This is a genomic window from Bradyrhizobium uaiense (assembly GCF_010811875.1).
Taxonomy (GTDB): domain Bacteria; phylum Pseudomonadota; class Alphaproteobacteria; order Rhizobiales; family Xanthobacteraceae; genus Bradyrhizobium; species Bradyrhizobium uaiense.
Map to the genome: position 1 here is coordinate 17,242 of NZ_VKHP01000058.1, position 22,094 is coordinate 39,335.

The 22,094-nt window shown below is 63.1% G+C and carries 16 protein-coding genes and 2 pseudogenes; 12 read left to right on the plus strand and 6 right to left on the minus strand.

Annotation, left to right across the window (positions count from 1 at the left end; all coding sequences use genetic code 11):
- The first annotated feature begins 111 nt into the window (after positions 1-111).
- Positions 112-513 (plus strand): PTS sugar transporter subunit IIA, encoded by a 402-nt coding sequence (locus FNJ47_RS16475; protein ID WP_021076632.1) that lies wholly within the window; start codon positions 112-114, stop codon positions 511-513.
- Complete coding sequence (locus tag FNJ47_RS16480; protein WP_163154848.1) at positions 510-836, plus strand: HPr family phosphocarrier protein; 327 nt, start codon at positions 510-512, stop codon at positions 834-836. Before FNJ47_RS16475 ends, FNJ47_RS16480 begins: the two co-directional genes overlap by 4 nt.
- A 293-nt stretch (positions 837-1,129) precedes the next feature.
- Here the strand turns inward: FNJ47_RS16480 and FNJ47_RS16485 are convergent, their stop codons facing one another.
- From FNJ47_RS16485 to FNJ47_RS16495, 3 genes and pseudogenes are all read right to left on the minus strand, one after another.
- Positions 1,130-2,743, minus strand: a complete 1,614-nt coding sequence (locus FNJ47_RS16485; RefSeq protein WP_163154850.1) for a glycosyltransferase family 39 protein — start codon at positions 2,741-2,743, stop codon at positions 1,130-1,132.
- A 274-nt stretch (positions 2,744-3,017) separates the two neighbouring features.
- Entirely contained in the window at positions 3,018-3,797 is a 780-nt protein-coding gene (locus FNJ47_RS16490; protein WP_163154852.1) for a M15 family metallopeptidase, read from the minus strand.
- A gap of 130 nt (positions 3,798-3,927) precedes the next feature.
- Positions 3,928-5,080: pseudogene (locus FNJ47_RS16495) on the minus strand (caspase family protein); the annotation flags it as partial.
- A gap of 160 nt (positions 5,081-5,240) precedes the next feature.
- Between FNJ47_RS16495 and lepA the strand changes: the two are divergent.
- From lepA to FNJ47_RS16520, 5 genes are all read left to right on the plus strand, one after another.
- A complete protein-coding gene (lepA, locus tag FNJ47_RS16500) occupies positions 5,241-7,052 on the plus strand; it encodes a translation elongation factor 4 (protein ID WP_163154854.1) in 1,812 nt (603 codons plus the stop codon).
- 174 nt (positions 7,053-7,226) lie between these two features.
- On the plus strand, positions 7,227-7,562 hold the full coding sequence (locus FNJ47_RS16505) for a hypothetical protein (protein WP_163154856.1): 336 nt from the start codon (positions 7,227-7,229) through the stop codon (positions 7,560-7,562).
- Between the two features lie 247 nt (positions 7,563-7,809).
- Positions 7,810-9,036 carry an MFS transporter gene (locus tag FNJ47_RS16510; RefSeq protein ID WP_163154858.1) on the plus strand — a complete coding sequence of 409 codons (1,227 nt, stop codon included), beginning with the start codon at positions 7,810-7,812 and terminating at the stop codon, positions 9,034-9,036.
- Positions 9,037-9,177: 141 nt separating this feature from the next.
- Positions 9,178-10,350, plus strand: coding sequence for an acyl-CoA dehydrogenase family protein (locus FNJ47_RS16515; RefSeq protein ID WP_163154860.1), 1,173 nt, complete (start codon positions 9,178-9,180; stop codon positions 10,348-10,350).
- Between the two features lie 291 nt (positions 10,351-10,641).
- On the plus strand, positions 10,642-12,039 hold the full coding sequence (locus FNJ47_RS16520; RefSeq protein WP_163154861.1) for a hypothetical protein: 1,398 nt from the start codon (positions 10,642-10,644) through the stop codon (positions 12,037-12,039).
- Positions 12,040-12,254: 215 nt separating this feature from the next.
- Here FNJ47_RS16520 and FNJ47_RS16525 read toward each other — a convergent pair whose 3' ends face one another.
- Both FNJ47_RS16525 and FNJ47_RS16530 read right to left on the minus strand, forming a co-directional pair.
- Positions 12,255-13,166, minus strand: a complete 912-nt coding sequence (locus FNJ47_RS16525; RefSeq protein ID WP_175068387.1) for a VOC family protein — start codon at positions 13,164-13,166, stop codon at positions 12,255-12,257.
- A 153-nt stretch (positions 13,167-13,319) separates the two neighbouring features.
- On the minus strand, positions 13,320-13,598 hold the full coding sequence (locus tag FNJ47_RS16530) for a hypothetical protein (protein WP_163154865.1): 279 nt from the start codon (positions 13,596-13,598) through the stop codon (positions 13,320-13,322).
- Positions 13,599-14,108: 510 nt separating this feature from the next.
- Here FNJ47_RS16530 and FNJ47_RS16535 point away from each other — a divergent pair.
- From FNJ47_RS16535 to FNJ47_RS16550, 4 genes are all read left to right on the plus strand, one after another.
- The gene (locus FNJ47_RS16535) at positions 14,109-16,355 is read left to right on the plus strand and encodes a TOMM precursor leader peptide-binding protein (protein WP_163154867.1); all 2,247 of its coding nucleotides are present in this window, start codon (positions 14,109-14,111) and stop codon (positions 16,353-16,355) included.
- A 93-nt stretch (positions 16,356-16,448) separates the two neighbouring features.
- Complete coding sequence (locus FNJ47_RS16540) at positions 16,449-17,825, plus strand: SagB/ThcOx family dehydrogenase (RefSeq protein ID WP_163154876.1); 1,377 nt, start codon at positions 16,449-16,451, stop codon at positions 17,823-17,825.
- 149 nt (positions 17,826-17,974) lie between these two features.
- The gene (locus tag FNJ47_RS16545) at positions 17,975-19,006 is read left to right on the plus strand and encodes a helix-turn-helix domain-containing protein (protein ID WP_235999928.1); all 1,032 of its coding nucleotides are present in this window, start codon (positions 17,975-17,977) and stop codon (positions 19,004-19,006) included.
- 34 nt (positions 19,007-19,040) lie between these two features.
- Entirely contained in the window at positions 19,041-20,186 is a 1,146-nt protein-coding gene (locus tag FNJ47_RS16550; RefSeq protein ID WP_163154871.1) for an acyltransferase family protein, read from the plus strand.
- A gap of 69 nt (positions 20,187-20,255) precedes the next feature.
- On the opposite strand, the gene FNJ47_RS16555 is transcribed toward FNJ47_RS16550, so the two are convergent.
- On the minus strand, positions 20,256-20,693 hold the full coding sequence (locus tag FNJ47_RS16555) for a DUF2059 domain-containing protein (RefSeq protein ID WP_163154873.1): 438 nt from the start codon (positions 20,691-20,693) through the stop codon (positions 20,256-20,258).
- 408 nt (positions 20,694-21,101) lie between these two features.
- On the opposite strand from FNJ47_RS16555, the pseudogene FNJ47_RS16560 reads away from it, so the two are divergent.
- Positions 21,102-21,998 (plus strand): annotated as a pseudogene (locus FNJ47_RS16560) (cache domain-containing protein); the annotation flags it as partial.
- Positions 21,999-22,094: the final 96 nt, after the last annotated feature.

Here is a 22,094-nt window from a genome sequence, read left to right on the forward strand (position 1 = left end):
TACCGCCAGGAACCGGGAGACTAGCCAAGATGCCCCCTTGCGCGGGGCCTCTGGATGGTCAAAGTGGCGCGTTCGTGCGGTGCACCAAAGGGCGCCCGCGAGGAGTTTCCGATGATTGGTCTAGTGCTGGTGACCCATGGGCGCCTTGCCGACGAGTTCCGAGCTGCGCTCGAACACGTCATGGGTCCGCAGAAACAAATTGAAGCGATTACGATCGGGGCCGAGGATGATTCCGATCTCTGTCGAAGCGACATCATCGAAGCGGTGAATCGCGTCGATAGCGGCGACGGCGTTGCGATCCTCACCGACATGTTCGGCGGCACGCCGTCCAACCTTGCGATCTCCTGCATGAGCCGTCCCAAGGTGGAAGTGCTCGCAGGCATCAATCTTCCCATGCTGGTCAAGCTTGCCAAGGTTCGCGAGGAGCGTTCGCTGCCCGACGCGATCGCAATGGCGCAGGAAGCCGGCCGCAAATACGTCACCATCGCCAGCCGCGTTCTCGCCGGCAAATGAGCGACGAGGCCCCGGGCGAAAACCATGTCGGCCCGGGCGTGCCAGCGGGCGCCATCTCGCGCGAACTCCTGATCGTCAACAAGCGCGGCCTGCATGCGCGGGCATCGGCCAAATTCGTCCAGACGGTCGAGCGCTTCAACGCCGAGATCTGGGTCACGCGCGGCGGTGAGACCGTCGGCGGCACCTCGATCATGGGATTGATGATGCTCGCCGCAGGGCCCGGCACCACGGTCGTGGTCTCCGCGAAGGGCGCCGAAGCGGAGCAAGCGCTCGACGCCATCGCCGAACTCGTCGCCAGCAAGTTCAACGAGGAAGGCACGTAACGGCGATCCTCAGCCGCTACGCTGAGCGAAGCCTCTCCCCGTCATCCTGAGGAGCGCGAAGCGCGTCTCGAAGGATGCACGGCCCGACCGGTGGCCGTCGATCCTTCGAGGCTCGCAAGAGCTCGCACCTCCAGCGACAATGGCAAAGCCATTGCGCGGGGATGACGGGTCTATCCTCGTCATTGCCAGCGAAGCGAAGCAATCCATAGCGCAGCAAGTACAGAGATGGATTGCTTCGTCGCTGTCGCTCCTCGCAATGACGATGTTGATAGATTCGCGGACTCTGAGCGGCGCTACTTCGCCGGCGGCACCAGATAGACCTTCCACACCGTCGACGGACCGGGATGGCCGTTGAAGAAGCGCGTGGTGTTCATCACCAGCGGCTCGGCATTCTTGGCATTCTCGGCCATCCACGCCTCGCATGGTTGCAGGAACACCGGATCGGTGGTGTCGCAGACGCCGATGAAGCCGAGGCGCCTGGCTTCCTCAAGCGACGTCAGCCCCGACGACCACGCTTCGCCCGGCACCAGCGAGGCCGGATGATCCGGACTGTAGAACGTCATCGGCTCACCGATGTCGGAACGTGCGACGACCACGGCCCAGCGCGAATGGAATTTGTTCTGCCAGGTCTCGGTGAGCTCGCGCGCGAGCTCGGAGCGCGCGGCGTAGGTCGAGCCGCCGATACGGTTGGAGGCGATCTCCTGCGTGGCGATCGAGGGCGCGGCAATCAGCGTAACCATCGTCGCCACGAACCAGACTGCCGTGATCGAGAACAGCGCCATGCGCGGGAAACGAAGCGACGGGATCGCAACCAGCGCAAGCGGGACCAGGAAGAACAGCGGAATGCCCCAATCGGTCTTGATATAGACGGTGAACGCCAGTGCGCCGAGCGGCGGTCCGATCGCGACGATCGCCTGGATGATCCAGACGTTGAGCGCCTGCGTAAGCTTGACGCCGGGATTGGGTCCGCGCGACCAGATCCGCGCCAGCACGTCCGACGGCCGCCAAGGCACCGATCCCAGCAGCAGCGCGACGAGGCCGAGCACGGTCGGAATCGCGAGCAGCCCGAGATTGTGCATGACGTAACCGATCACGAGCTGCACGTTGAGCGCGCGGCTCGACAATGCGTAGACATCACCGGCATAGGTGAACGGGACGAAGTTCACCTCCTCCAGCCAGACCAGATGCGGGATCATCGCCACGAGCATGGTGCCGATCGCAACCCATGGCACCGGCGAGCGCAGGAACTGGCTGCGCTGCGGATGGATCAACGCGGCAAGCCCGATGGCGCCGATCATCGTCACCACCCAGTATTTGGTCATCAGCGCCAGCATGCCGGCAAAGCCGAGCCAGAGGCCCGATTTGACGCTGCGCCTCTCGAACGCGTTCAGATAGGCCAGCACCAACAGCGGCAGCGGCACCAGCTGCGCGAGGTCGGCGTTGTATTTGAAACCCTTGAAATTGAAGATCGGGTAGAGCGCGAGCATCACCACCATGAAGAACGCGCGGCGGCGATCGACGACACGCAGCGCGATCAGCCAGCACACGACAAGCGCGAAGCTGACGGTGGCCATCGCGAGCGCATAGGTCGACCAGTTGGTGACAGGGAAAATCCTGAACCAGACCCCGGCGATCCAGCCCGACAGCGGCGGATGCTTGCCATAGCCGAGCAGGAAGCGCTGACCCCAGGCATAGGCCTCGGCGACATCCATATGGACGTCCTGCGCGGCCTTGAGCTTGACCAGGATCATCGTCCACAGCACCGCGTGGACCAGCGCGAAGCCGATCACGAACCACAGCCCGGTCTTGGGATCGGTGGCGCGCGAGGCAATCCAGGCGGCGATCCGCCGGATCGTCAGTCTGCGGGTGGTGCGCCGGGCGGAGGGGAGTGTGGACGCGGTCGACATGGCCTGTGCCTGAGGCATGCCCCGGAAAAGTGGAAAGTGGTTTTCCGAAGGGATCACGCCGAATGGAAGTGGAGGTGCGATGAGTAAGCGCTCACCAGCATTTCCCGCGCTTTAGCGCGTTTTTGTGACCAGTAAAATCAGCTTGGCGTGAGAATGTCTCCAGAGCGGGCTGACTTTTCTTCGAATCGCCACCCCGCTCTGCCTCCTAGTTTTGAGCATGATCTTTTCGGAAAACCGCTGCACACTTTTCCGGATCATGCTGCAGCCGGCCGATTCACTGTTCGAGAAGCTCGGGCCGGTATTCGAAATGCATGGTATCGTAGTGATACCACTTGCCGCCCCAGATGAATCCGTGGCGCTCGAAGATGTCGACGATCTCCCGCGGCATTCGGTTCTTGTAGGGGACGGTTTTACCCTTGCTTTCCCCCTTGCCCGCCCACAGCCAGTAATCGGAAACCTTCAGGTTGAGGTCGATCGCGGCCGCATAGCCGTGCATGCTCATACGCCCGGTATCGGCGACGGCGCGACAAGACAGCACACCCGCGATCGGAAACGCGGCGGCGCGCAGCGCCGGATCGAGCGCCTCGATCTCGGCGGAGACCTGCCTGAGCCGCTCGGCGACGCCATTGACCCGCGTGACCTGAACCGGCTTGCCCCAGGACCGCGGCAGCCAGGTGATCGTCACCAGGTTCCGCCCGACCTCGGCCGTATTGCAGTCGCCGTACATCTTCTTGAAGAACGCCTCGTTGCGGAAGCGGCCGGGATCGACGTTCTGCGCCGGCGGCGCCGACGGCCCGGACGGATAGGGCTGCCGCATCTGATCGAGGATCGATGCGTTGCGCAGCATCTGATCGAACGACTTGCCGGAGACGCCGTCGTCGACCGGCATCACCGTGCCGTCGCGCCAGGTGATCGTGGTGTCGTCGTGGGCGGACAGCGCATCGGGATAGGCGCGCACCAGCCGGTCGAGCAGTTCGCTTTTGCTCTGAGCGCGCGCAAGCTGTGGCAGCAGCGCCAGCAAGGCAGCAAGACAGGCCGTCCATCGCGCGGCCATTCAGCGCTTTCCGAGCTGATCGATCAGCGCGACATTGGCCTCTTCGATCGCGTTCAGCCGCGGATTCCAGCTGTTCGGCATACCAGGGGAAGTGCGCGAAATACGCCTTGAGATCGGCGGAATCGAAATAGCGTCCCCTGCGGGCGAAGATCTCGTTGCGTGCGATCCGCAACTCGTCCCGCGACAGCCGCCGCAGATCGGCCGGCGTCAGCAGGCGCCGGTCGGAATCCGGGAAGATGAAACCGGCTGGCGCAGTGCCGCCGGATTCGAAGCGATCGATCAGCGCGATATTCGCGCTCTCGATCGCATTGAGCGGCGGGTCCCACGAGCGCGGCACATACCACGCAAACCTGCTGAATCGCGCGGTCAGGTCCGGCGCGTTGAAGTAGCGGCCGCGCCGCGCAAAGATTTCATTGCGGGCGATCCGCAGCTCGTCCTTGCTCAGCGCGCGGAGATCGCTCTCGGACAGCAGGCTTTGCTGCGGCGGGATCACCGTTGCCGGCGGATCGGCGGTCGCAACTTGCGCCGGCGCGTTGCCCGCGAAATAGAACGAGCCGGCGATCGGCGAGGTCGAGACCCAGGGCTGCTGCGCGCTGCCGGTGGCGCGCTTGACCACGAGGCCGACCTGATTGAAGGCCTGCAGCACGTCGAGCCCGGGCTTCTGCATGGTGTCGACGAGCGCGCGTGTAGGGGCTGTGGCCGTCATCGCCATCGAGCGCGACGTTGCCCGGCTGGGTCGCATAGGACAGCGGCGTGCCCTCCGGCGCGCGGATCTGGGCGAGGCCGCCGTCGGCAGCGCGCAGGCCGCGGCCGCCGAACGGATTGTTCCGGCAGGCATCCAGGATGACGATGTTGAGCCGCGTGCCCGCGCCTTCCATCTGCCGCAGCACCAGGCCGACATCGACCATCTGGAAATCGACATCGGCCTCGCGTGTCGGATTGGCCGACACCGGCACCAGATAATTCGTTCCGCGCACCTGGATGCCGTGGCCGGCGTAGTAGAACAACGCGACGTCCGCGCCCATCAGCTGGCTGCCGAAGCGCTGGATCGCGGCATCGAAACCGGCCTTGTCCAGATCGACCTAGGCCTGCCCGCCGACCAATGCAAAGCCGAGCCGCTGCAACGTATCGGCCACCAGCTGCGCATCGTCCTTCGGGTTCTGCAGCCGCGACACGTTCTGATAGGTGGAGTTTCCGACGACCAGCGCCACGCGCTTGTCGGCGGCCGCGGGCGCCGCGAACAACATGGCCAGCAATCCGGCGGCGAGAAGGGTCCAGCGCATCGTCAATTCCACGGTTTTGGGCCGCCAGACCTAGCAGAAACATGCCCGAAAATCGATCATTGCAACCCCGCGGGAAACACCCCCGTGATTCGCCGTCACACCCCTGCAAAATACCGCAATATGGTTGCCCGCGCAGGGGTGCGGATGCTATCCCGCGCCCATGACAACTGCCCCGATTTCAAACATCCGCAACTTCTCCATCGTCGCCCATATCGACCATGGCAAATCGACCCTTGCCGACCGCCTGATCCAGATGACGGGCGGCCTGTCGGATCGCGAAATGGCGGGCAAGGAGCAGGTGCTCGATTCGATGGATATCGAGCGCGAGCGCGGCATCACCATCAAGGCGCAGACCGTCCGGCTGAACTACCGCGCCAAGGACGGCAAGGACTACATCTTCAACCTGATGGACACGCCCGGCCACGTCGACTTCGCCTACGAGGTGTCGCGGTCGCTGGCCGCGTGCGAGGGTGCGCTGCTGGTGGTCGACGCCAGCCAGGGCGTTGAAGCGCAGACGCTCGCCAATGTCTACCAGGCGCTCGACAACAATCTCGAGATCGTGCCGGTCCTCAACAAGGTCGACCTGCCCGCCGCGGAACCCGACAAGGTCAAGCAGCAGATCGAGGATGTGATCGGCATCGACGCCTCCGACGCCGTGATGATCTCGGCCAAGACCGGCATCGGCGTCCCCGATGTGCTGGAAGCCATCGTGACCCGCCTGCCGCCGCCGAAGGGCGACCGCGACGCGACCTTGAAGGCGTTGCTGGTCGATAGCTGGTACGACGTCTATCTCGGCGTGGTCGTGCTGATCCGCGTGGTCGACGGCACCATGAAGAAGAACCAGCGCATCCGCATGATGGGCACGGGCGCGGCCTACGACGTCGAGCGCGTCGGCTTCTTCACGCCGAAGATGGAGCAGGTCGAGGAGCTCGGTCCCGGCGAGATCGGCTTCATCACTGCGGCGATCAAGGAAGTCGCCGACACCCGCGTCGGCGACACCATCACCGACGACCGCAAGCCGATCAGCGAGATGCTGCCGGGCTTCAAGCCGGCCATTCCGGTGGTGTTCTGCGGCCTGTTTCCAGCCGACGCCAACGACTTCGAGACGCTGCGCGGGGCGATGGGCAAGCTGCGCCTCAACGACGCCAGCTTCTCCTACGAGATGGAGACCTCGGCCGCGCTCGGCTTCGGCTTCCGTTGCGGCTTCCTAGGGCTGCTGCATCTGGAGATCATCCAGGAGCGGTTGTCGCGCGAGTTCGACCTCAATCTGATCGCGACCGCGCCGAGCGTGATCTACAAGATGCATCTGACCGACGGTCAGGAGATTTCGATCCACAATCCGGTCGACATGCCCGACGTGGTCAAGATCGCCGAGATCGAGGAGCCGTGGATCGAGGCCACGATCCTGACGCCCGACGAATATCTCGGTAGCGTCTTGAAGCTGTGCCAGGACCGCCGCGGTTCACAGAAGGAGCTGACTTATGTCGGCTCCCGCGCGATGGTGAAATACGACCTGCCGCTCAACGAGGTCGTGTTCGACTTCTACGATCGCCTGAAGTCGGTCTCCAAGGGCTACGCCTCGTTCGATTATCATTTGACCGACTACAAAGTAGCCGATCTCGTCAAAATGCAGATCCTGGTCAACAACGAGCCGGTCGACGCGCTGTCGATGCTGGTGCACCGGACCCGCGCCGAGGGCCGCGGCCGTGCCATGGTCGAGAAGATGAAGGAGCTGATCCCGCCGCACATGTTCCAGATCCCGATCCAGGCGGCGATCGGCGGCAAGGTGATCGCACGCGAGACCGTCCGCGCGCTGCGCAAGGACGTCACCGCGAAGTGCTACGGCGGCGACATCACGCGCAAGCGCAAGCTTCTGGAGAAGCAGAAGGAAGGCAAGAAGAAGATGCGGCAGTTCGGCAAGGTCGACATCCCGCAGGAAGCCTTCATCGCCGCGCTCAAGGTGGACAGCTGAGGCGACGCCAGTCGCGCCCTATCCGAAAATCTCGAAAACAACCCCATGCAAAGTAGCCTGAGGTGGATAGCCGACGCGCTGCCGCAGGCGCGCATGATGTCCATCCCTGTCTCAGCAACAAAACGCACCATGATTTGAATCGCCATCGCACGGCGACCCGACTAGACACCGGTCATGTTGCGCATCGTGTCCCTCCTTGTCGTCATCCTCGCCTTGCTACAGCCGGACCTGAGCTCGGCCGCCTCGTCGAAAAAGCGCCACGGCAGCACTCGCTGGCATGGTTATGGCTTCCTGCCCGGCTACCGGCAGCCGCCCAACGAAACCATTCCGGTGCTCGGCCCGCGCGGCGCCGCCCGTGGCTACCCGGACTTTTCGCCGGAATATTGGTATGGCGGGGACTGGCACTACTTCGGCCGTCCCGGATTCCATGGCGGTGGACGCTACAATGGCGGCAGCTACGGCCCGTGCTGGAGCTGGACGCCGATCGGCCGGGCCTGGAATTGCGGGTAGAGCATGATCCGGAAAAGTGCGAAGCGGTTTTCCGAAAAGATCATGCTTAGACAACAAGCTAAAGCGCGATGACGGTTTATCCTAATCTCCTCGCGCTTTAGCCGCGAGGCGCCGCGACATCTTGCGCAACTCACAATCCGCTGATCCCGGAATGAGAGGCATGTTGCCCGTCATATTGCCTCTGGACCTCGGATAGGCCACCATCCATCCCACGCGGACCACAAAAACAACAGCGCCGGGGAAACGCATGAGCAAGGCCGCTCGGTTCGACTATGGCTGGGTCGTCGTCGGCGCGGGCGCGCTGATGACCTGCGTCGGCTTCGGCACCATGCTGTCGCTCGCGGTGTTCCTGCAACCGATCTCGGATGCGATGGGCTGGTCGCGCGCCGGTGTCTCCGCCGCAGCGACGCTGGATTTCCTCTTCATGGGTTTTGCGGCGTTCGCCTGGGGCGCGCTGTCCGACCGCTTCGGCACCCGCATCGTGGTGCTGGCGGGCAGCGTGCTGCTCGGGCTTGGCCTCGTGACGGCAAGCTACGCGCAGAGCCTGTGGCAATTCCAGCTGTGCTTCGGCGTGCTGATCGGAATCGCCGCCGGCAGCTTCTATGCGCCGATGATGGCGCTCGCGAGCGCCTGGATCGACAAGCATCGCAGCCTCGCCGTCGCCCTGGTGTCGGCCGGCATGGGCGTGTCGCCGCTGACGGTCGCACCATCCGCAAGCTGGCTGATCACGGCTTATGACTGGCGCTTCGCGATGTTCGTGATCGGCATCGCCGCGTGGGTACTGCTGATCCCCGCATCGTTCCTGGTGCGCCCGGCGCCGAAGGGAACCGAGGTCGCGAATACGACCACCGCGAGCGCGCCGCAAATGGAATGGACCGTGGCGCAGGCGCTGCGCACGCCGCAATTCATCACGCTCGCACTGGCGCATTTCGCCTGCTGCGCAGCGCATTCGGGGCCGATCTTCCACATGGTGTCCTACGCCATGGTCTGCGGCATCGCGCCGCTCACCGCAGTCACGGTCTACAGCCTCGCCGGCTTCTCCGGGCTCGGCGGCCGGCTGCTGCTCGGGGTGCTCGCCGACCGGCTCGGCGCCAAGCCGGTTTTGGTGGGCGGCCTGCTGGTGCAGGCGCTGTCGATCGCGACCTATCTGGCGGTCGCGCAGCTCGGCGAGTTCTACGCGCTGTCTGTCGTGTTCGGCCTCGCCTATGGCGGCGTGATGCCGCTCTATGCCGTGCTGGTGCGCGAATTCTTCGGCGCGCGCATCATGGGCACGGTGTTCGGCGCGGTGTCGGCCTTTGCGAGCCTCGGCATGGCGCTCGGGCCGTGGGCCGGCGGCTACGTGTTCGACACCTTCCACGGCTACACGTGGCTGCACGCGGGATCGTTCGCGATCGGCCTTGCCGCGGTCGCCGTGGCGCTGAGTTTCTCGACCAAGCGCCAGCCGTCGCTCGATCTCGGCCGTGCCACCGCCTGAGCAAAGCTGCGTTCCTCACGCGCTGGCGACGGATGGCTGATCTGCGCCGGCACCGACCCGCCTCGCCTTGCCCTCCCTTGCCGGATGAGCCACCATCGCCTGGCCGCCCAACAAGAATGACAGAAGGCGCCGAGGATACGCATGAACAAGCCGCAGGGATTTGACCTTGTCGAGCGGGCGCGCGCGCTGGCGCCGCTGATCATCAGCGAAGCCGATGAGACCGAACGGACACGGCGGCTGACACCTTCGGTCACATCGGCTCTGGTCGAGAACGGGCTGTATCGCGCGCTGCTGCCGAAGCGTTTCGGCGGCGCCGAGGCGACGCTGGACGCCTTCATGCAGATGCAGGAGGAGATCGCCAAGGCCGACGCATCGACCGCCTGGTGTCTCGGCCAGTGCAGCGTCTGCGCCATGACCGCGGCCTATCTCGAGCCCGACGCGGCCAACGAAATCTTCAACACCGCGCCCGGCATCCTGGCCTGGGGCGCGATCGCCCACGAGGTGCGTGCCGAGCCCGGCGGCTACCGCGCCAGTGCGCGCTGGGATTTCGCCTCGGGCTCGCGGCAGGCGAGTTGGCTCGGCGCCCATGTCCGCGTCGTCGAAGCGGACGGCACGCCGCGCAGGAAGGCCGACGGCGCGCCGGAGATCCGCACCATCCTGTTCCCGATGTCGCAAGCGACGATGTACGACGTCTGGGACGTGATCGGCCTGAAGGGCACCGGCACCGATTCCTACTCGGTCGACAATCTCTTCATCCCGGACAAATTCGCCGCGCTGCGCGACGATCCCGCCGCCTGCCGCGAGGGCGGGCCGCTCTACAAGCTCTCCACCAACATGGTGTTCAGCATGGGCTTTGCCGCCACCGCGCTCGGCGTCGCCCGCGCCATGCTGGATGCGGCGACCGAGCTTGCTCGGGCTAAGACCCCGCAGGGCCTCAAGGTGATGCGCGACAACAATGCCGTGCAGGGCCAGATCGGCCGCACCGAGGCAAGCCTGCGCGCCGCGCGCGCGTATCTATATGCGACCGCCCACGACGTCTGGAGCGACCTCGCCCGCGGTGAAGCGATCAGCGAGGCGCATCGCATCGCGATCCGCATCGCCTCGACCTGGACCATCCACCAGTCGGCTTCCGTGGTCGACATCGCCTATCACATGTCGGGCGCGACGGCGGTGTTCGCGAAGAATCCGTTCGAGCGACGGTTTCGCGATATGCATGCGATCGCCCAGCAGATCCAGGCCCGCGACACCCAGTATGAGGACGCCGGCAAGGCGATCCTGGCGGGCAATCTCGCGGCGCCGCCGACGACGCGCTAAGGCGCGATGCAGTCAGATTGAACCAGGGCGTGTACATCCGCCGGGTCGGCTTTGCCCCCTAACACCGGATATCGCCGTGTGATCACCGCATGTCGGCTTTGGGGCCAGAAACGGACTTGGGGTATTGCCAATAGCCGCGCTGGTCTCCGCACGATGTTGCGCTTGTGAAATTGGCTAACGATTGGTCAAGGCGAAGCACCAAAAGCTCGTCGGACACCTGCCCTTTGCGCAACTTCTGCTTGCTACGGGATGGAATGCAACAGGGCCTCGACCGCGATTGCCGAGCGTGACATGACACCTTCCATCTGGACGTACGTCCTCATTTTCCTTGGGCCCGCTATCGGACTTGTGCTGCTGATCGACCAAGTGTGGATTTTCTTCGCTCGCAAACGCGCGAACCTTGAGGCCATCCTGTCCATCGGGAAGGGCGTGAGGATGATGATTATCACGTTTTTTGTAGGGGCTGTCATGGTGCTCTGTACGGCGGCTGTGGTGGTTGTCGAGGAGGTGCAGGCTCTTCGCGACCTTTTCGCAGGCACGAGTTTTACCAAGTCGGTCAAAGTCACCAGTCCCGGCGAGGATCGCGGCTACTATTACCGGTTCAAGGCCGGCCTCGCTTACAAGGGCGAGCCACTCGATTTCGACATCGTGGTCGGTTGCAATGTCAGGGTCACGACCTCCAGGGACAACGACCAAACGGTCGAGGTCGGCGTCGCGCCGATGTTATATGGCCTCAAAATGAAGGACGGGCGCGGCGTCGTCGTGCGAGCGCCTGAGGCGTGTCAAGGGGAGACGACGGAAAACGGCAAGGTGCCAGTATCACTGCTTCCGCTCGTCGTGACCTATGAGAATGCGGATCAGCCTTGGTTAGGCCTCGCCTACGCGTCGGAGGATGCCTACGCGAGTCCGATTTCTGAACTCAAGTTCTTCGGCGCCACCATTAGCAAGGCGACGCGCGAAGAATGGCAAGACTGGCGGCGCACCGAGGCGCCGAAGAATTTCGTCACCTATGAGCTTCTGGGGATAAACAGGAAGAACATATGGGATCACCCGCACTGGAAGCCAGGCTATCGGGCCATGCCCTCCAAATGTAGAGGCTTCTCTTGGGTCGTCCTTCCCGAGCCGGTGCGCGAAGCCATTCGTCCCTATTGGCCCGCGAGCAAGCCCCAATATTGGTATCCGAATGGAGATGCGCAGAGAGCCCTTCGAGGGGTAGGTAATTTTGACGGATACTACGACCGAAGAAAGCAGGGGATGCTCTTCGACGGACATCCGCTTTACTCATACTTTGGCCTGCCGCCCAACATGCCGGAGGTGAAGTTCTTGTCCAAGAACAGCGCGGTTGGCGCTCTCTACCCCGCAAGGTCTGACGTCTCGTTCAATCGCCTTGATGGTAGCGGCGAGTTATCGGCGGAGGTTAAGGCGAAATCGAGAAAGAGCTGGGCCGACGCCAACATCGATCCGCAACTCAAAGGCTTTGCCTATTGTGACCTCGTGGACAATATCGTCGGTACGCCGTCTGCCGTTTCGTATGTCCAACTCCTCGATAGTCGAGTAAATGGCGAGCCGATCAGCGAGGAAGCGGTGCCCCCCTATCATGAGTGGCAATTTGTTTTCGCCTTCGAGCGAGACGAGTATGTCTTCTTCTCCCGGACCTATCCACTAGTGAGTCTCTTTGGGGGCCTATGACGTTATCGGCGCTCGCATGACATTTCCGCTTTGGGGTCAGAAGCTGACGAAGCCCGCCTCCTCCGACGATTGAAGCGTGCCTCGCCGCGACAACGAGGCGGATCTGCATCGATGGCCTCAACCTGGCCGATCAGATTTCTACTTCAAAGGCGGTATTGGCGCGTGCCCATTCCGCCTGTCGCGCCTTCAGGCGGCAAACAGCGAAACGCTTCGTCCTAGCGCTTCGTCTTGTGAAGTACCACCCTGCCCTTTGAAGCAATGCCACCCCACCTGGCAGACCAACCGACTTCCGAGGTGGCGGGGCGTTCGGTGCGCGTCTGATCCCAAGCCCCCTGCAACGCAAAGAGGGCGCCTTGCGGATCGACACATCGAGCGATCCAGCAACCATCGGGTAACTCGATCGGACCCTGGAGGACCCGGCCTCCGCCAGCATCAACGCGCCTCGCGGCCACGCCGATGTCGTCGACGTTGAAGTAATAGAGCCAACTGGGCTGCGATACGCTCGGAAGCTTGGTGAGCATGCCGCCGATCGTCTGCCCGGCCGCCGAAAACAATTCATACACGTCTGCCGGATCGGCTTCAGCATGGGCCTTCTGCCAGCCAAGAAGCTTGCTGTAGAATGCAAAGATCTTGTTCCGGTCTTCAGCCAGCAACTCGTGCCAGCCCACGCGTCCGGGCTCGTCCAACCCGCCGGGTTGCCGTTGGCCATATGTCAGTCCGGTGACCAGCGCAAACGTCGCTCCCTGCGGATCGGCGACCACTGAAATTCGGCCGATATTGCTGTCGGTCGGCGATACCAGGATGGCGCCGCCAAGACGGCGGATCTGCGCGGCCTTCGCATCCGTGTCATCGACAGCGACGTAGCCGACCCATCTCGGCGTTGCGCCCAATCGCAGCCCCTCTTCGGGGAGCTCCATGAGCCCGACCACCGGAGTGTCGGCTGCAGTAAGCACCGTATAGGCCAGCTCCGGCGTCGATGCATCTTTCGTCGCCCAGCCAACGACCTTGCCATAGAAGGCACCTGCTGCCCGCATGTCCGTCGTCAGGAGTTCATACCAGGCGAAGCGTCCGGGCTGATCGACCAAGCTGATTTCCCTGTTCAAGCGCCGGCAATTGCCGCACTGCATCAAACCGCACCCGTCGCGATCTGCTCACGGGCGCGGATATTCGGCGCCATCGATTAAACTGCGGCGACATTGTTCATGAAGATGAATGCAATCCAGCCTCATTACATTTCGTGACTCCGTGAATCTTGCCTGCCTTGTTCGCTCGACGTAGGATCACGGCCTACGGAGTTCGTTCTTCCAACTTTGGAGGATGCGGCCATGCAGCGGGCGAAGCAAGCTTCGAAAAAGAAGCGAATGACCAAAGCCGCGGTGCCGGCGCTGGGAGTAGCCGGTCTGACTTTTTCGCTGGCGGGAAGTGCATCGGCTTCGGTCGTGCCAACCGGCGACATTCAACACAGGCCGAACTTCGCGCCAGGCCAGGTGACCGCGCTCAGCGAGGAAGAACTCGCCGACGTCAGCCTCGCTACCTTCCATCTCAATCTGCTCGACCATGGAAGCGTCGCGAGCGGTGTGCTGCTCGCGCGGGGATGCGGCGGTTGTCATGGCTGCGGAGGTGCCAGAGGTTGCGGAGGCTGCAGAGGCTGCGGCGGATGCAGAGCGTGCAGAGGTTGCCGCTGCGGCGTCGGTTGCGGTGGATGTGGCGGCTGCGGCGTTGGTTGGATAGGGGTAGGCGTGCCATGGGTGTCATGCGCAGGGTGCTGTGCATCGTGGGGCCGCTGCCGCTGGTGCTAGGAAGCAGCGCGCCCTGACGCAGCGCTCCCTGACTATGCATCGACACGTCGCGATTTCATTGGCCGGGCCCGCGAGCGACCCGGCCGATTTTTTTCTTGCTTTGCAACGTTCGCCGCGCCCGGCCGGTCAGCTTGCCGATGGCGGGCGAGTGTGATCCAACTTATTCGAAGAATGCCAATGGTCGAGCTCGGCGCACAAGTTGGGCGGGGCAGTGGTTTGCCGTGCGCCGGCAACCGGCAGTGACGGGAACAGGATCAGCGTGCTGACCCGATGACAGTCAATCGCAAGAGCCGCGCTGCGAGGCAGACCCGCAAGGGCGTTTTGCGCTTCGCGCCGAACTTCACCGCCTATGTCATTCCTCCCAATGTGGTCTGTCTTTATTCCGAGAATCGCAAGTTCTTCCTGCACGGCGATCTGTATTGTGCTGTAGCCACGGCGATCGGAAAAAACGGAAGGGCTGCGCCAGAGATCGTTCGCCAGCTTTCAAGGAGTTTTCCCGCCGACAAGATCGAGGAAGCGATCAAGCGGCTGTTGGAGCGCCGTTACGTCGTTAGCGGAGCACCGCACGCATTCGCGGGCGCCGTTGATGGATATTGGGCGAGCCTCGGCCTGCCTCCCGAGGTCGCGGAGCAGAATCTCCGCAATTGCCCTGTGCGGGTGGAATCGATCGATGTCAAAGGCGGCAGGGAACTGAGCACTGCCTTGAGCAAGCTTGGCGTTCAGATCACCAAGCGGTCGCCCAGGCTCATCATCACGCTGGTGAACGACTATCTTGATCGACGGCTCGCCGAGCTGAACGCGGAGCGCGTCGCCGATGGGACGCCGTGGCTCCTGGTGCAGCCGTCCGGCGTGATTCCGTTGGTGGGACCTGTGTTCAAGCCGGGCGAGAGCGCCTGCTGGACCTGCCTGTTCGATCGCATGATACGCAATCGGGAGATCAAGGGATTTCTCGACCGCGGACCGGCGCAAACCGTCGCCGTATCGCCCCTGGTCCACGACACCGTTGGACAGACCGCGGTTCACTTCGCTGCCGTGGAGATCACGAAGGCGATTGCCTCGGGTTTTCGCACCGACCTGCGCGATCACATCGCAAGCTTCGACCTGACTGGTGCCGTCATTGCCAAGCACTACGTCGCGAAACGCCCGCAATGTCCCACTTGCGGCAGCAAGAAGCTGCAGAGCCCGCGCCGGGCGGCAACCTCGATCGAGATTGCCGAGGGCAGAAAGCTCATCGTCACCAGCGGCGGATACCGCACCGTGACATCGCGAACCACCGTAGCGCGGTTCCGCAAACACGTAAGTCCGCTGACCGGCGTCGTTTCGCGGCTCGAGCGGATCGAGGCCGATCTGCCGATGAATACGAATTTCTTCGCCTACCACAACTTCTCCGCGCCGGCCTGGAACGTTGACCAGCTCAGATCCGGACTGAGCGGCGGCAGCTTCGGCAAGGGTTCCACAGCCGAACAGGGCGAGGCCAGCGCGCTGATGGAGGCGATCGAGCGCTATTCGGGCATTTTCCAGGGCGACGAGATCAGGACGAGGCGCCGCTTTACCGATTTCGCTCCCGGTGACGCTCTTCTTCCCAACGACGTCCAGCTCTTCAGCGACACGCAGTTTCAGAACAGGCATGCCCCGCAGCCGGAGGATTCACACCCGGTTCCCGAGCCGTTCGATCCCTCGACAAGAACCGAGTGGTCGCCGGTCTGGTCGTTACGCGACAAGCGTTTCAAATATCTTCCGACCGGCCTGCTGTACTTTTTCTATGGCGGCTTCCACACGGATTCCAACGGATGTGCGGCCGGCAACACCCGCGAGGAAGCCATCGTTCAAGGCTTCCTCGAACTGGTCGAACGCGATGCCTACGCCATCTGGTGGTACAATCGGCTGCAACGTGCCGAAGTCGACCTCACGCAATTCGACGAATCCTATGTGCGGGATCTGCAAACCCAGTTTGCCGATGTGGGGCGCAGGCTTTGGGTGCTCGACATCACCAGCGATCTCGGCATTCCCTCTTACGTGGCGATCACGCACTGGATGCAGAACGGACACGAAAATATCGAGTTCGGCTCCGGCTCGCATTTCGATCGCCGCATAGCCCTGCTGCGTTCCCTCACGGAGCTGACCCAGTTCATGTCGATCGGCATGATGGGCGGCGGAAGCGGCGAGAAGCCGACGCTTGACGGTGTTACGCCGCTGCGACTCGACGACTATCCCTTCCTGATCCCCAGCGACAATCCGATCGTCCCGCCGGCACCGAGCCTCAAGGTTCACGATAATACGAGCGACCAGGTCAATGCCTGTATCGAAATTGCCACCGGCGCGGGACATGATTTCCTCGTGCTCGACCAGACGCGGCCCGACGTCGAGGTCCCCGTCGTCAGAGTGCTCGTTCCGGGCCTGCGGCATTTCTATCGCCGCTTCGCGCCCGGCCGGCTTTACGATGTTCCGGTGAAGCTAGGATTATTGGATCGCTCGCGACTGGAAAGCGAACTCACTCCGTTTCTTCCACACACCTGAAGGTCGGCTTCCGTGCGCGTTCTCCGGAAAAAACCGGCCAAGAAGATCGCACCAGTCATCGCCGCCCGATTGAACGGTCGTTTTTCCCTTCATATGCAGGCCGACGGAAGCATCGCCGCTGCCCTCGGCCACTATACGGTCAATCTGGGACAATTCAGCGCGGCGGCAATCGACCGTGCGGGACATCTCACCTCCGGCCTGCCGCTCGCCTCTTTTGCCGGCAAAAGTGCCCTCGCGAGGCAGGTTCATGCCCTGGTGCAGCGACTGGCGCGGCACGGGCTTATCGAATACCGCCTATCCTCTCCGCGCGAGGAGCAGGACCTCGTGGTCATCGAGCCGCAGGTCGCCGAATACTGGCCGCAGCGCGCAAAGCTGGGGAACGGTGATACCATCGTGTTGTCGCGCTTCGCCTATCTGCGCCGGCGCGGCAACGAGATGGTGCTGGAATCGCCGCGTGCCGGGGCGCTGTTTCGGATTTGCGATCCCGCCATCGCTGCCACCCTTGTGGCCCTGTCGCAGCCCCAGCAGGTCAGCAAGCTTCGTCGCCACGCGACCTCCTTGAACCTCGATCTGCTCGGATTGCTGCTCGACAGCCAGATGCTGATCAAGCTCAATGCGAAAGACGGCGACGGCCTTCGGGTGAATGAAGGCGACGGCAACCTCGTTCTCTGGGATTTCCACGATCTCGTATTTCACACGCGGAGCACGGAGGGCCGGCATGCCGATCCGGTTGGCGGCGCGTTCACCTATGCGGGCGTCGTTCCACCGCTGCCTGCGATACGTTCGCGTTGGCCGGGCGAGAAGATCGCCCTCGACAAATTCTCCACGCGGGAGCCGATCTCGCCCTTCGCGAAGCTGTTGCGTGAACGCCATTCAATACGAGACTTCGACGACCAGCACCCGGTCACGCTCGCCGAACTCGCACAGTTTCTCGACACCACCGCCCGCGTGCTATCGGAATGGAAGAGCGGAGCGAGTTTTGACGACGGTCCCGAAGTCACCTACAGCGCGAGGCCCTATCCATCGGCGGGCAGCGCTTATGAGCTGGAATTGTACCTGGCGGTCTCGAACTGCGAGGGGCTTGCGCGCGGATTTTACCATTACGATGCAGGCGATCACGCACTGGTAGCGATCGGCGCTTCCGCCCACCAGCTCCAGGCGCTCTCGACGGCGGCCGAGTTTGCCATGGACGCGCCCGGCCCGCCGCAGGTCCTGATCACGATCGCCGCGCGTTTCGGGCGGGTGTCCTGGAAATACAGCTCAATCGCATATTCGCTGATCCTGAAGGATGTCGGCACCATGATCCAGACGTTCTATCTGGCGGCGACTGATATGGGCCTTGGCGGCTGCGCCATCGGCACGACCAACATCGATCTGTTTGCGAAAATCACCGAGCTCGAATTTCATGTCGAGAGCCCGGTCGGTCAATTTGCCCTCGGACGCGGCAAGAAACCGCTGGCTGCGAGCTAGAGAGCCAGCTCCGCGTTTCAGGCGGACACATTGAGCCCGCTGATCGTGGCATGTCTTGCGTCCATTCGGGCCAGACCCTGCCGCCGAAGAGCGCTTCTTGGCTTGCAAGCGCCCATCGTTCGAGTCAGGACATGGTCGGGAGGTTCACCATGCTGCTTGAAACCGGGCTTCGCGGTGGCGCATTGGCGCTCCTCGGCATGCTTGCGATCATCGGATTTCCCGGCACGCTCCGATCGCCGATCGGTCGCGTCACACTGCTCTTCGACCTCTGTGTGATCGCGTTCCTGATCGAAACGGCGCCCGAAATCCACGAAATGCTCGCCTGGTGGATCGTTCCGCTGCGGATCCTCAGCAATTCGATCGCAGGCGTGTTTGTCGCCTGGGCCGAGACAGCCTTTGCCGACAGCAACCCGCCGACGCGCTGGCGGTGGGCCGGCTTCGTTGCCATGCTGCCGCTCGCAGCCGCGGCCACCTTGTCCGGCTCGGTCGTGGCCTGGAACGCGACGCATGCCGCGACGCTGATCCTGGTGATCTTCGAGACCGCTCGGGTGCTTGCCGGGCGCAAGGCAGACCTGGTCGAGGGGCGCCGGCGCGTAAGGATCGTGTTCGCCTGCGGTATTGGTTTCGTCATCCTTGGCACGACGGTGCTGGACGCCGCCGGCGTCCACTGGCTGCCCGAACTCTCGGCCGTGCTCGGCCTGGCCGTGGTCGCGGTTCTGATCCGTCTGCGCGCGCTTGTGCCTGAGCCGGCACTCCAACCGGCACCCTCCGCGCCAACGACGCTGGCGACGGCTGTGACGGCGGAGATGGGCCCGGAGGAGCGCCAACTGGCAGAGCGGCTGCGGCAGGCGATGGAGCACGAGCGCGCCTACCGCCTCCGGCGGCTGATCAACCAGCGGCTCGGCCACCGGAACTTCACCGAATTTGTCAACCAGTACAGGATGAAAGAGGCGCGGGCGGCGTTGTCCGACCCTGCGCAAGCGCGTGTCCCGGTGCTGACCATCGCCCTTGACGCCGGTTGGGGATCGATCGGTCCGTTCAACCGTGCCTTCAAGGCTCAAGCCGGCGAAACGCCCACCGAGTTCCGCCGCCGGGCATTGGCCGATTTCGCAATCGGCCATCCCTCGCCGGATTCGGCCAGGGCGGACGCGAATTTCGACAAGACCGCCACGTCGACATGAGGCCTGATCCTGGCGCGACCAGGAGGACGGCATTATGCCCATCGCGAAGCCAGGCTATCGCCTTTTCTATATCGACAACCTGCGCTGGTCGGCGATCAGCCTGGTCGTCATCATGCACGCGGCCGTGACCTACTCGCCCTTCGGCAGCTGGTACTACCGTGAGCATCCCGAACTGGGCCTCGGAGCGAAGTTCGGGTTCGCCGCCTATCAATCCTTTCAGCACGCGGTTGCGATGGGATTGCTGTTCGGCATCGCCGGCTTCTTTGCGGCCGGCGCCATCGCACGCAAGGGCGCCGGCGCTTTCATGCGCGAGCGAGTGCGGCGGCTCGGCCTGCCGCTGCTGCTCTATATGACGGTGATCGGCCCGCTGACCGAGTATTTCGTCGCGGGGTCGTGGCAGTCGAACCCGCCCCGCACATTCATGCAGGATTGGTGGCTGCACCTCCGCTCGGGGGAGCTTCTCGACGAGTCGGGTCCGCTCTGGTTCTGCCTTGTGCTTCTCGTGTTCTCGGCCATCTACGCCGCGCTGTGCCAGGTGCGCCCGGTCCGGCTCGTCCCGCGGCAACCCCCGTCCACCGGGGTCGTGTTGGGCTACGCGATCCTGATCGCCATCGTGACCTTTGCGGTGGGCGCGGCCTTTCCGGACGCCACGACCGTTCTCAACATCGATGTGCACGACTTTCCGCAATACCCGTTCATGTATGCTGCCGGAATCGCGGCGTGGAGAGCCGATTGGTTGCGCCAGATTCCGTGGCGCGTCGGAAGGCGTTGGCTGTGGGCAGGCTTCGTAGCCGGCGGTGCGCTGTGGATCGTCCTGCTCGCCACGGGCGGCGCCATGAGCGGAGACGTGTCCGCCTATCGCGGCGGTTGGCACTGGCAGGCCGCCGGCATGGACGCCTGGCGATCGTTCACCTGCCTTGCGCTGACGCTGGGGGCGATCACCCTCTACCGGGAGTGCTTCAATAGCCAAGGTGCCTTGGCGTCCTTCCTGACGCGCAATGCGTTTGGCGTTTATGTCCTGCACGCTCCGATCTTGATCGCGGTGACGCGTTTGCTGCATGACTGGCCCGCTTCCGTCGGCATCAAATTCGCGGTGGCCGGCATAGGCGGGGTGGTGTTCAGCTTTCTCCTCGTCGGTTTCGTCGCTCAGCGAACACCTGGCTTGCGCGCCGTTCTTTAAGCGACGACAGCAGGTACCAGGAAGGGCTGGTCGCCGGCTCAGGGTCATCAGCCGTCCTGCCAGAACTCGCTATTGCGCCTTCATTTGCTGCTGGGTAAGGGCCAGCGCCTTCTGCAATTCAACCATCATTTTCGGCATGGCATCAGCCAGATAGTTGCCCATCTTGGCCATGGCGGATTTGCCGATCGGCGAAGCATAGAAGTCCGCGAGCGCCTTCAACTCATCTGCCGTGAAGTTCTTGATCATCGAGCCCCGCATGAGATCTTCTACCGCTTTAAGATCCAGATTCTGCGTCATCACTGCAACGAAAGCACTGCGCTGACTTTCCGGTACTGTCGCTGCCACCTTCACAGCCATTTCTTTCATCAAGGACTGAGGGGGAACTGCTCGCAAATAATTATCCGCCTGCTCCCCTCTGTTTGCTGGTGTATCGTCAAGCGCCAGCGCTGGTGTAACCGCCAGGAAGACGATCGGGGCCACCGTCAGCAATTTCGCAATTAGTTTCATCATGAGCTCCTGCTAGGATCGAACCTCAAGGTAAGAGCGGCCAGTAAGTTCAATCTCCGGCTGCACAAGACAAGTAGCTCAATCGTTCGCATTTTTGAATACGCTGAATTTAACAAGACCGGCGCGGATTGCGCCTTGGGTCATTCCCGACCGATTTCAATGTGGATACGCAATGTTCGCCTATTCTACGGAAGCGGACATTGGGCCGCTCGACTCCGGAGCGGGAGAGGTGATGCGAGGCTGCGGTCCGAGTGATTCAACCCAATCTCATCGCGTTGTGGCGCATGGTACGAAAGTAGGCACCCGCGGCTCTGGTCACGGCACGAATTCCTGCGGCGCAACATCCGGTTGTTAAGCTTTTTCTGGGACTTTGCGGGCGGCGCTAATGCTTGGAGTTCCGACGGTCCCATGTTCACGCTTCGATCGATTGCCGCTCGCCTGATCCTGGCGATTTCACTGACCGTTGCAGTCGCCTGCGCTATCCTCGGCGGCTTCTCGATCAGCCAGCAGCGCGCGCTGACCCGGCTCGCGCTCGATCAGCAGCTCAGGCTGCAATATGACAGCGTGATTGCGGCGATCGACTACGAGGGCCGCACCGCGCTTGCAGTCTCGGCCGTCATCGCCGCCCTGCCACCGGTCGAGGATGCCATCGCAAAGGGCGACCGCGACGGCCTCGGCAAGCTGCTCGCCGCCCCCTGGGCGTCGATCAAGGCGCAGGGCATTCCGCTGATCTCGTTCTGGCAGGCCCCGGCGACGAGCTTCTACCGGATCCACACCCCGAAAATCTTCGGCGACGACGCCTCCACACGACGCATCACGGTGGTGGAATCGATCAAGGCCGGCAAGCCGATCGTCGGCGTCGAGCCCGCCCGCGAGGCGCTTTCGATCTTCGGCATGACCCCGGTCGTGCATGACGGCAAGACGCTGGGCAATGTCGACATCGGCGTCGCCTTCGGCAAGGAATTCGTCGATCGCGCCAAGAAGCGCTTCCGCATCGACCTTGCCGTGCATTCCTTCGACGGCCAGAGCTTCAAGCGGCTGTCGTCCACCTTCGGCGATACCGTGGTCGCGACCCCGGACGAGCTCAAGGCCGTGATGAACGGGGCAGCGGTATTGCGGGACGCTGTTCTCGACGGCCATGCGGTCGAGCTCTATCTCGGCCAGATCAAGAACTATGCCGGCGAACCGGTCGCCGTGCTCGAGATCATCAAGGACACCAGCGACTATGCGGCAGCTGCCGCGAGTGCGCAGCGCAATCTGATCCTCGGCGTGGTCGCGATCTCGTTGGCGACGCGCTGCATCGCGCCCGACGACTGCGCGACGGCGGCGACCATGCCCTTGACGTCGGCTTCGAAACGGTCGGCCATCTGCCCCCTGACTATTATAACCATCTGACGCAGA